The sequence below is a fragment of the Legionella sp. 39-23 genome, from assembly GCF_001897665.1.
GTDB classification, from domain to species: Bacteria; Pseudomonadota; Gammaproteobacteria; order Legionellales; family Legionellaceae; genus Legionella; species Legionella steelei.
In genome coordinates, this window is sequence record NZ_MKTO01000018.1 from 354,954 (window position 1) to 366,321 (window position 11,368).

Consider the following 11,368-nt stretch of genomic DNA (forward strand, 5'->3'; position numbering starts at 1 on the left):
ATAACAGAAGGATATTAAGGTGGATAAACGGTGGTTTGAACAATATCAGAAAGGAGTTCCGCACGAAATTGACTCGAGTCAATATTCTTCCCTCGTAGATTTGTTTAAAGAATCATGCACGCGTTATGCTAAAAAAACCTCATATATCAATTTGGGGAGCGGTATTACTTTTAGTGAACTGGATGAGTTAAGCAGGGATTTGGCTGCGTACCTTCAACAACTTAAATTGGATAAAGGCGCACGCGTAGCAATCATGCTCCCTAACGTTCTTCAATATCCAGTAGCTTTGTTTGCTATCTTACGTGCAGGTTATGTAGTTGTTAATACCAACCCACTGTACACTACAGACGAACTGATTCACCAGATGAATGACTCAGGCGCTGAAGTAATCATTGTTCTTGCAAATTTTGCAAAAACCGTTGAAAAGGCACTAAGCGCCATTCCAGCATTAAAACATGTCATTGTCACTGAAATAGCCGATTTGTTTCCAACGCCGAAGCGTATTATTGTCAATGCAGTAGTTAAATACATTAAAAAAATGATACCTGCTTATGAGATTCCTCACGCAGTAGCATTTAATTATGCATTGCTTGAAGGAAAACAGGCGCCATTACATCACGTAGAGTTAGGTCATAATGACATTGCATTTTTGCAATATACCGGAGGAACAACCGGTGTGGCAAAAGGTGCGATTTTAACTCATGGCAATATGGTCTCTAATGTCCTGCAAGCCGAAGCATGGATTACACCTATAGGTTTAGATGGTGATGAAATCATTGTTACAGCGATTCCGCTGTATCACGTTTTCTCCCTTACGGCCAATTGTTTAACTTTTTTAAAACTGGGTGCAAAGAACATTCTTATTACAAATCCCCGTGATGTAGGACACTTTATTAAAGAAATCAAAAATGGGCATTTTTCAGCAATTACCGGTGTTAATACCTTATTTAATGCTTTATTAAACCATCCTAAATTTAAAGAAGTCGATTTCAGTAAACTAAAAATTTCACTTGCTGGCGGGATGGCATTACAAAAAAGTGTAGCACTTAAGTGGCTGGAAACAACCAAGACGCCTGTATTAGAAGCTTATGGTTTAACAGAAACCAGTCCTGCTGCCATTATGAATCCTATGAATCTTACTGAATATAATGGAAGCGTAGGATTACCAGTTCCTTCCACCGATGTGATTATCCTCGATGATGATGAGCATGAAGTGCCGGTAGGAACAAGCGGGGAAATATGTATTAAAGGTCCTCAGGTAACTCCGGGATATTGGAAACGACCCGATGAAACCGCTATGGTGTTTACTAAAAATGGCTATTTAAAAACAGGTGACATTGGCAAAATGGATGAAGAAGGTTTTATTTATTTGGTCGATCGCAAAAAAGATATGCTACTTGTCTCTGGTTTTAATGTTTATCCAAATGAAGTAGAACAAGTTATCTCAATGCATCCTGGTGTTTTAGAGGTTGGGGTTGTTGGTGTTGTTGATAAGGAGTCCGGTGAGCGTGTTAAAGCCTGTATCGTGAAAAAAGATCCTGATTTAACTGCAGAACAAATCATTGCTTATTGTCGAGAGCATTTAACTGCTTATAAAGTTCCCAAAATAGTTGAGTTTTACTCTGAGCTCCCCAAAACAAACGTAGGGAAGATTCTGCGTCGAGCCCTTAAAGATACTCATGCGGCCTCTCCGAGCCTCCCTGAGAAAAAACCTGCTGTTACCATATAAAATCTTTAGTGTAGCCCGGATTAGCACAGTGTAATCCAGGCTACTTTAATACTAACTGCTTCATTATGTGAGCCGTTGCCCCCCAAACCCAATCTTCATTTGCAGTAAATTCACAGGTGACATAACGACGTCCTTCTCGATCAAATATATAATCTTTATAATTTTTTGCATCTTGAACTAATGTCATTGGAATGGATATGAGGCGAACTACTTCCTGCTGATTTAACTGATAAGGTTGAACAGACTCAACACTCGCATACCAAGGATGAATAATACTTCCTAACAACGTTCTTTGTGCGTTTAATTCTTTGATCAACGTAACGCGGTCTGAGTCAATCCCCAACTCTTCTTGTAGCTCTCGGAGCGCAGTCGCATAATAATTCTCGTCCCCCTCTTCCCATGAACCACCTGGGAAACAAATTTCACCAGGATGCGCCCGCAATTGGTCACTGCGTTTTGTCAAAATTAACGAGTCAGATAATTGCTCATACAGAACAACCACTGCAGAATGCACAATTCTTTTCCCTTTAAGTTCATTTAAGTCCATTAATAACCGCTGCTATTTTGATGAAACATTCACGATATTCATCTTCACTGTCTGAGTCAATAACTATTCCACCACCAGCAGCTAAATGTAAAATATTTTCTTTGGCGGTGATTGTACGAATGGCAATATTAGTATCAAAACGGCCATGTCGTGAAAAATAGCCTATGGACCCGCAATAAATCCCTCGGGCGTAAGACTCTTGCTCTTGAATAATTCGCATGGCTTCAATTTTTGGCGCGCCTGTAATAGACCCCCCAGGAAAGCAAGATACAAATGCTTCAAAAGGCGAAATTTGGGGCATGCATTGCGCTTCAATCGTACTTACTAAATGATGTACTGAATTATAACTTTGTACTTCACATAAATTAGTAACATGCACCGAACCGGGCTGAGCAATTTTACCTAGATCATTTCTTAATAAATCAACGATCATGACATTCTCGGCGCGATTTTTTTCACAAGAAATTAATTTATTTTTTAAATGACCATCTTCAACAAGATCATGAGATCGTCCTATTGTTCCTTTAATAGGAGAAGTCACTACTTTACCCATTTCATGAAGCAGAAATCGTTCTGGTGAGAAACTTAAAATATCAGCATGTTCTGTTCTCAAAAAAGCAGCAAATGGAACAGGGTTTTTCAAACAAATTCTTTCATAAAAAGCCCAGCTGTCTCCCTCATAGGCGGCATGAAATGCTTGTGTCAGATTAACTTGATAGCTTCTTCCGTCTTTCAACGATTGATAAACAGAGGAGAATGCCTCAAGGTAATCCTCTTTAGTCATCAAAGGAGTAAAATTGCTTCTAATTGTTGCTACACCAGGTTGACGAATGGGGTTATTCCATAATTCAAGTACTTCATCAACTATTCTAGGCGTTGATTGATGTGTATTGGCAGCAAATAATGTGATGGCCTTTTTATAGTGGTCAACAATAATGGCCCAATCATATAAACCCAAATTTAATAAAGGCATATTCTCTAATGTGGGTTGTATATTAGCATTAATACCGAGCAACTTTGCTCCAAGATCATAGGCTACATATCCCAGGGCTCCTCCCTGAAAAGGGAGATCCGTCACCGAGGGTATAGGAGATAAAATTTGACTTATTTTTTTCAATGATTGTGATAAATCAGAAGCATTTTGATCGATTTGGATAAAATCATAAGGATAAGCACTAAGAATATCGTAGCGCCCATGAGTTCGGTCAGTACTTTCTAAAAGAGCAAAACCAGGTAAATGCCTTAATTTTTGGTAATAATCGTGTAGCGCATAATGATAGTCCAATGAATGTAGTACAAACTGACTCAAAATAAACCTCATAGGTAATTAATTATTAAGAACTTACTTTTATGTAACCTGATGCAACACTGCGAACCCAGGATATCAATATTTAATAATTTCCAGATTCGCAGTGTTGCATCCAGGCTAACTCTGATAACACGAAATCAACACTAATACTCTGGTTTTTGAATTAATTTGTGAGTATGCTATGCAAACGCTTTATTGACAAGGAGCCACATATGGCAACAGTTGCTCAATTTGATATTACTTATATTCAATTTTTAAATGAACATGGAAAATTAGTTGGCCAACTGCCCACTTTTGCCCATGATCATTCGGCGCTAAAAGAACTTTATAAAACCATGGTTCTGACCCGTACCTTTGATAAAAAAGCTATTGCTTTGCAAAGAACTGGTAAAATGGGAACTTATGCTCCTATTAACGGACAAGAAGCAATTTCTACGGCTATTGGACATGCGATGCGTCCCGAAGATGTACTGATTCCTTATTACCGTGATTATGCAGCTCAGTTTCAACGCGGCGTGAAAATGTCTGAAATTTTAGCTTTCTGGGGTGGTGATGAACGTGGCAGTCAGTTCTCCTCTAATGCAGAAGACTTACCCATATGTGTTCCTATTGCCTCTCAATGTTTGCATGCAACAGGTATTGCATTTGCTTTCCAATATCGTAAACAACCACGTGTTGCCGTAGTTTGTCTTGGTGAGGGAGGAACCTCTGAAGGCGACTTCTATGAAGCAATGAATGTCGCAGGTACTTGGAATTTACCTGTTGTTTTTGTAGTGAATAATAATCAATGGGCAATTTCAGTACCTAGAAACCAACAGACGGGCTCAAAAACGATTGCACAAAAAGCAATAGCTGCTGGTTTTGAGGGCATACAAATCGATGGCAATGACATATTGGCAACAAGACAAGTTATCGGCGATGCGATTGAAAAAGCGCGACGTGGTGAAGGCCCTACTTTAATTGAGGCTTTATCTTATCGTTTATCTGATCACACAACGGCTGATGATGCCACTCGTTATCAACCTGGTTCGGAAGTTGAACAAGCCAAACCTAAGGAACCCATATCACGTTTTAAAGAGTTTCTCGTAGAACAAAAAATCTGGAGTGCACAAGACGAAGAACATTTAGTAATCCACTGTGCTGAGGAAGTAGAAAAAGCAGTCGATGAATACTTAAGTATGAAAACACAGCCTATCAGCAGTATTTTTGATTATCATTACGCTGAATTACCTGAGTATTTAGTAGAACAACGCGCAATAGCTATGGAGGAAGCATCTAATGCCTGATATTACGTTGATTGAGGCAGTAACTCAGGCTTTGGCTTATGAGTTAGCTCATGATGAAAATGTTGTTGTTTTTGGAGAAGATGTTGGCAAAAACGGCGGTGTATTCCGTGCCACAGTAGGATTGCAAGAGCGCTTTGGTGAAAAAAGAGTATTTGATACTCCTCTAGCAGAATCCATGATTGCTGGATTGGCGATTGGAATGTCAATTCAGGGGCTAAAACCTGTCGCTGAATTTCAGTTTATGGGATTTATTTATCCTGCTATGAACCAAATTATTTCCCATGCTGCTCGTATGCGCAATAGAACGCGTGGACGGTTACATTGTCCTCTCGTTTTTCGAGCTCCTTTTGGCGGAGGTATCCGCGCTCCTGAACATCATTCAGAAAGTACAGAAGCATTATTTGCTCATATTCCTGGATTACAAGTAGTAATCCCCTCTTCACCCAAACGAGCCTATGGCTTGCTTTTAGCCGCTATGCGTAATCCTGATCCCGTGATTTTTCTTGAACCCAAACGAATTTATCGTTTGGTCAAGCAACCCGTAGAGGATAATGGTGAAGCACTTCCTATCGGTAAATGCTTTACTTTACAGCAAGGTGATGACGTCACTTTAATAAGCTGGGGCGCTAGCATGCATGAGACCCAACAGGCAGCAAAACAATTAAGCAGCGAAGGAATTTCTTGTGAAATCATTGATGTTGCAACCATCAAACCACTGGATATAGAAACAATTCTAGCTTCGGTAGAAAAAACTGGACGTTGTGTTATCGTTCATGAGGGAGCAAAAACTTGTGGGGTTGGCGCTGAAATTTCAGCACAGATTATGGAACATTCTATGGCTGATTTAATGGCTCCGGTCCAACGAGTAACTGGATATGACACTGTAATGCCCTATTTCCAACTGGAAAAGCAATACATCCCCAGTGTTACACGTATTAAAAACAGCGTTATGAGCATAATGGAGTAATAATGAATATTTTCAATCTACCTGATTTGGGTGAAGGCCTACCAGATGCTGAGATACATGAATGGTTCGTCAAAGAAGGCGATACTGTGGTGGCAGATCAACCGTTAGCTTCTATGGAAACTGCAAAAGCTGTAGTGGATGTACCTTGTCCTCAGTCTGGAACGATTAGCAAATTATATGGGAAACCTGGTGATGTAATTAAAACAGGAGAACCTTTGGTAGCTTTTGAATCAACCAGTGCTAAACCAGCAGATAAAGGAACAGTAGTTGGTAAATTAGAAGAAAGTAACGAAATCTTTGAAGATAATTTTACTGTTGGTGTCCAACACTCTAAAAATCGAATTAAAGCAACTCCCGCAGTGAAAATGCTTGCTAAAAAGTTAGGCATTGATTTATCTACAGTTAAAGGAACTGGAGAGTTTGGTGTTATTACGCGGGATGATGTTCAGACACAAGCAGATAAAAACGCTGAAGTTCCTGCTGGTTTTGAGCCGCTACGCGGAGTTAGACGAGCAATGCTCAATAGTATGATTCAATCTCATACAGAAGTAGTTCCTGTAAGTATTTTTGATGAAGCAGATATTAGTGCGTGGAAACCAGGTACTGATATTACAGTTCGCTTAATTAGAGCAATCACCTATGCTGCTAAAAAAGAACCAGCACTCAATGCATGGTTCGATACCAAACATAGTGCACGTCAATGTTTTGAGCAGGTACATCTTGGATTGGCTATGGATAATGAAGAAGGATTGTTTGTGCCTGTAATTCATAATGCAGGAACACTTTCCGATGCTGATCTGCGGAAAATGATTAATGACTTTAAAAAATCGGTGAGCAATCGAGAGATTACTGCAGATAAATTGAAAGGTGCAACGATAACTCTTTCCAATTTTGGAAAATTCGCTGGCCGTTTTGCAAGCCCAATTATTGTTCCACCGATGGTTGCCATTCTAGCTGTAGGCCGACTCTATCAAGGTGCTGTTGTGAATAACTCAGGAGCCATAGAAGCGCATAATATGCTGCCTTTGTCATTGAGTTTTGATCATAGAGCAGTTACTGGAGGCGAGGCAACTCGTTTCTTAGGTGCAGTAATGGAGTCCCTGCAGAAGGAATAGTAAATTCTTTCTCTTGATGGATGCAACCTGGGTGACGTGTAGAGGACCAGGGATCCAAGCTTAAATCATAGTTCAATCCCGGGTTACGGCTATGCCTCACCCGGGCTACAATTAACAATGTCTATCAAAGAAAAAGCATATTATTGTTGCATTTTTTGTTGTATTTTACCTTTTACTTTTTCAGCCATTTTCATTTTACACTGTTGCAATTGCTCTGGACTAAAATTGGTATTAGGTAATTTTTTTTGTCCCATTGCTACAGGTAAAACACAGTCTTTGACTAATTCCTTACCCGCACCTTGTCCACCTTTAAAGTATCCGTTTTGCATACAGGAGATTGCAATAGCTTTACATGGTCCTGTCCAGCCAAATAACGAAACACTCATTAATAAGCTAAATATACCAATCTTTGCAAATAATTTGTTCATATTAATAATTCCTTTTAGATTGAGGATAAAAAAATCCTATTTTTGAGAACTGCCTCTAAAATATAGCACAATATTTACACATTGCTTTTATTGTAAATAAAGAAGAAAAAACGAATACTTTCATATCTTTTCAAGAGCTCTTAGCGGGAACAAGCCACTTACTATTGAGTCAAATAGCCTATCAGAAGCATCGTAAACCAGGTATGAGCTCCCTTTCTTGATTATGAAACAGAGCATTCAATTTTTCAGCGGAGTTAGCCCAAAATAGTGGCTGTTGGTTGATACTATAGCCACTAGGGGTTAATTCCATATAGCGCTGATTTATCAGCATTACTCGCTATAACCCTTATTCAGCAAGGCTTATAGAGAGAGCATTGATGGTTTTATCCTCCAACAGCAATTTCGCAACCTTATGAATATTAATAGTTTTTTCTGACTTGCAAAATGTAAATATTCATAACAAATTAAATACGTCAAAGTAAATAATATTAGTGCTGCTGGTTCCAAAAGAAAGATTATTTTCGTCAAATTCTTTTTAAAAGTTAAGTATATTTTTCTATCACAATGAATTAGTGTGCACTCATGGATAATGGCATTAAAGGGATTCTCCCAACGATTAAATCATCAGCGTAATAAAAGTAGGGGTATCTTTGTTGTATGAAGCATATAGCTCGTGGTACTACCAACAAAAAACTGTCGTATTTTTGAATGTCCAAATGCGCCCATGATCAATAAATCGATTGCGTGAAGTTCAGCATAATCACTTAAGACAGACTCAACCTCTCCCTCTAATCGAGCACCGACCACATTGACTCCCACCTCTTCTAATGATTTTTTTGCCCCTAAAAAAGCTGACTCATGATTGTTTTTATTAGCCATCACCAAATGGCAGGTTACTCCCTCTAGCAAATGAGAGTGTTCCATCAGGCTATTAAGTACTTTATTTGCACTGGGACTGGCATCAAAAGCAAACATCACTTCTTTGGGAACATTAAAATCCGGCAGAGCGATTAATATAGGACAATGCAGGGTACGAATAATCGTCTCTAATTGACTGCCTATTTGCGATGCATGTGATTGTGTTTGCTCCCCTTGTCGTCCGATTACCACTAATTTTGTTTCATGTTCAAGTGCTAGTAATGTTTCAATGAGGCTTCCATGTCTTTGCAGACAACGAGCCTCTTTAATACCATCAGCTACTATTCGATGATGAGCCTCTTCTAAAAGATGCTTACCGTGTTGTAACGCTATTTTATTTCGCTTCTCATCAAGCGCTGCTAATTCTTCAAGTAATTGTTCACGGCTGCCCAAACCAATAGTACCAGTGAGGTTTGCATGAGAAACCTTTGAAGGATTATCTAATGTATGTAATAGAGTCAGCGGTATTTGAAGTTTAACCGCAGCCCAAGCAGCCCAATCACAAACAGCAGTGGATGGTATTGAACCATCAATACAGGCGATAATCTGATATGACATGAGTTGACTCCTTAACTCAGTGACCGTTCATAAATTTTTCAAGTTCATCGGGCTTATCATGAACGCTAAAACGATCAACAAGTGTTGCCGTTGCTTCATTCATACCGATAATTTCAACATCAGTACCTTCTCTTCGGAATTTTATAACGACCTTATCTAATGAGGAAACTGCGGTAATATCCCAAAAATGAGCATGGCTGACATCGATAATAATTTTATCAATGGCTTCTTTAAAATCAAATGATTGCATGAATTGCTCTGATGAAGCAAAGAAAATTTGACCCAGCACATTGTAGGTTCGACAAGTATTTCCAGCATCAATTGTAGAGCGAATTACAATAAATCGTCCTACTTTGTTAGCAAAAAACAGTGATGCCAGTAATACCCCAATAAATACTCCATAAGCCAAATTATGTGTGGCAACGACTACCGCCACTGTTGCTATCATTACAATATTAGATGATAGCGGATGTTTTCTAAGATTTTTTAATGAATCCCAAGAAAAAGTGCCGATGGACACCATAATCATTACTGCGACCAAAGCAGCCATTGGGATATGTGAAACCCATTCACTTAAAAAAACCACCATTAATAGAAGTACAACACCCGCAGTTAAAGTGGATAGGCGACCACGACCGCCAGATTTGATATTGATAATGGACTGGCCAATCATAGCGCAGCCCGCCATTCCACCAAGAAATCCTGTAACAATATTGGCGACCCCTTGTCCCTTACATTCTCGGTTTTTATTGCTCGGTGTGTCCGTCAGATCATCTATAATCGTTGCGGTCATCATTGACTCTAAAAGACCTACAACTGCAAGTGCCAAAGAGTAGGGAAATATAATAACCAATGTTTCAAAAGTGAGGGGGATTTGTGGCCAAAGGAATACTGGTAATGTATCGGGTAAGTTACCCATATCTCCAACCGTTCGAATCGGCAGGTCAAAAAATATAAAGAGTGCTGTTAAACCAACAATACAAACCAGAGGCGATGGTATGGTTTTATTAATATAAGGAAATAGGTAGATAATCACCAGTCCACCTGCCGTCATGGCATAGACATGCCAAGTCACGTTGGTTAATTCTGGCAGTTGCGCCAAAAAAATAAGGATGGCGAGTGCATTAACAAAACCCGTGACCACTGAGCGTGACACAAAGCGCATCAAACTACCCAGTTTCAAATAACCCGCAATCATCTGAAAAATACCAGTGAGCAGAGTTGCTGCGAGAAGGTATTGTAAACCATGTGCTTTAACCAAAGTAACCATCAACAGCGCCATAGCTCCGGTAGCAGCGGATATCATCCCTGGTCGACCACCGACAAAGGCACTAACAACTGCAATGGAAAATGAAGCATAAAGGCCTACTTTAGGATCTACGCCTGCGATAATTGAGAAGGCTATCGCTTCTGGAATTAGTGCTAATGCAACAACAATGCCTGCCAATAGGTCTGCGCGGACATTGCCAAGCCAGTCCTGACGTGTGGAATAAAATAACATCTTAAGTTTTATCCTGTTAATTGAAATCAATAAACTATGATTTAGGTTTTAAAGTTAGATTTTAAAAACTAATAGCAGAGGAAATCGACCTACTAAGGTAGGGTCTTATCTCTTTAAGTATTTTTATGGCGGCTAAGGTGGGGTAGATAAATAAGTGATCAAAATAATTTGTTGTAAATTAATAAACTGACGTCAAGTATACAAAAATTCATGCTGAATCACAATAACAAGTATTATGGCTTTTGTATTCGGATTTGTAAAAGTAAATTAGCTAAATGCCAACAGTATGCTTAAAACTCAAAAAACCACGCTGTAATCTTTGATCCCAGAGTTTAATATTTTTAGATAGACTCCTTTACTCCAATAGGTACACACCTGAATTTAAGGTATTTATATAAGGTTGGTTTTGAGATACCTAGTTGTTTTGCTATATTATCGGACGTTAATTCACCTTGTCGATAAAGTGCTTCTGCAGCACATGCCTTTTCAGTGGCTTGCTTAGTAAGGCCTTGGGGTCGTCCACCCGTTCTACCCCTTGCTCGTGCAGAAGTCAGACCAGCCATGGTACGCTCACGAATTAAATCTTTTTCGAACTCCGCCAAGGACGCAAATAGATTAAACATCAGCCTTCCTTGGGCTGTAGTAGTGTCAATGGGGTCTTGAATACTAATGATTCCAATTCCTTTTTTTATTAATTCATTGAATGTCGTGATTAAATGTTGGAGCGACCTACCCATACGATCGAGCTTCCATATAATTAATGTATCTCCTGATTTTAGTAATGTGAGTAATTCATTTAACTTAGGTCGATCAGTTTTAGCTCCCTTGGCTACTTCTCGAAATATTTTTTGGCAGCCTGCTTTGGTGAGCGCATCAATTTGTAAATCAAGATTTTGGTCTCGGGTTGAGACTCTCGCATATCCATATATTACACAATCGTTCATTATACCTTCTCTTTATAAGTTCTTTTAACTTTGATAGAATTAACCAATTTCGTTAACTATAAAGCC

Annotated in this window: 10 protein-coding genes; 4 read left to right on the forward strand and 6 right to left on the reverse strand. The window is 39.1% G+C overall.

The window, feature by feature from the left end:
- The first annotated feature begins 19 nt into the window (after positions 1-19).
- Positions 20-1,729, forward strand: coding sequence for an AMP-binding protein (locus BGO44_RS08590; RefSeq protein WP_058510439.1), 1,710 nt, complete (start codon positions 20-22; stop codon positions 1,727-1,729).
- A 40-nt stretch (positions 1,730-1,769) separates the two neighbouring features.
- Here BGO44_RS08590 and BGO44_RS08595 read toward each other — a convergent pair whose 3' ends face one another.
- Positions 1,770-2,276, reverse strand: a complete 507-nt coding sequence (locus BGO44_RS08595; protein WP_058510440.1) for an NUDIX hydrolase — start codon at positions 2,274-2,276, stop codon at positions 1,770-1,772.
- Complete coding sequence (gene pabB, locus BGO44_RS08600) at positions 2,263-3,585, reverse strand: aminodeoxychorismate synthase component I (protein ID WP_058510441.1); 1,323 nt, start codon at positions 3,583-3,585, stop codon at positions 2,263-2,265. The genes BGO44_RS08595 and pabB overlap by 14 nt, the downstream gene beginning before the upstream one ends.
- 212 nt (positions 3,586-3,797) lie before the next feature.
- On the opposite strand from pabB, the gene pdhA reads away from it, so the two are divergent.
- From pdhA to BGO44_RS08615, 3 genes are read left to right on the forward strand one after another with little or no spacing between them, the layout of a single operon-like run.
- On the forward strand, positions 3,798-4,871 hold the full coding sequence (pdhA, locus tag BGO44_RS08605) for a pyruvate dehydrogenase (acetyl-transferring) E1 component subunit alpha (protein ID WP_273197969.1): 1,074 nt from the start codon (positions 3,798-3,800) through the stop codon (positions 4,869-4,871).
- Positions 4,864-5,838 (forward strand): alpha-ketoacid dehydrogenase subunit beta, encoded by a 975-nt coding sequence (locus BGO44_RS08610; protein WP_058510443.1) that lies wholly within the window; start codon positions 4,864-4,866, stop codon positions 5,836-5,838. The genes pdhA and BGO44_RS08610 overlap by 8 nt, the downstream gene beginning before the upstream one ends.
- A gap of 2 nt (positions 5,839-5,840) precedes the next feature.
- The gene (locus tag BGO44_RS08615; RefSeq protein WP_273197970.1) at positions 5,841-6,953 is read left to right on the forward strand and encodes a dihydrolipoamide acetyltransferase family protein; all 1,113 of its coding nucleotides are present in this window, start codon (positions 5,841-5,843) and stop codon (positions 6,951-6,953) included.
- Between the two features lie 140 nt (positions 6,954-7,093).
- Here BGO44_RS08615 and BGO44_RS08620 read toward each other — a convergent pair whose 3' ends face one another.
- The 4 genes from BGO44_RS08620 to BGO44_RS08635 form a co-directional block, all read right to left on the reverse strand.
- Positions 7,094-7,381, reverse strand: coding sequence for a hypothetical protein (locus tag BGO44_RS08620; protein ID WP_058510445.1), 288 nt, complete (start codon positions 7,379-7,381; stop codon positions 7,094-7,096).
- A 624-nt stretch (positions 7,382-8,005) separates the two neighbouring features.
- Positions 8,006-8,857, reverse strand: a complete 852-nt coding sequence (locus BGO44_RS08625; protein ID WP_273197971.1) for a universal stress protein — start codon at positions 8,855-8,857, stop codon at positions 8,006-8,008.
- A 16-nt stretch (positions 8,858-8,873) separates the two neighbouring features.
- The gene (locus tag BGO44_RS08630) at positions 8,874-10,358 is read right to left on the reverse strand and encodes a SulP family inorganic anion transporter (protein WP_273197972.1); all 1,485 of its coding nucleotides are present in this window, start codon (positions 10,356-10,358) and stop codon (positions 8,874-8,876) included.
- A gap of 341 nt (positions 10,359-10,699) precedes the next feature.
- A complete protein-coding gene (locus BGO44_RS08635) occupies positions 10,700-11,302 on the reverse strand; it encodes a recombinase family protein (protein ID WP_273197973.1) in 603 nt (200 codons plus the stop codon).
- Between the last annotated feature and the right edge of the window lie 66 nt (positions 11,303-11,368).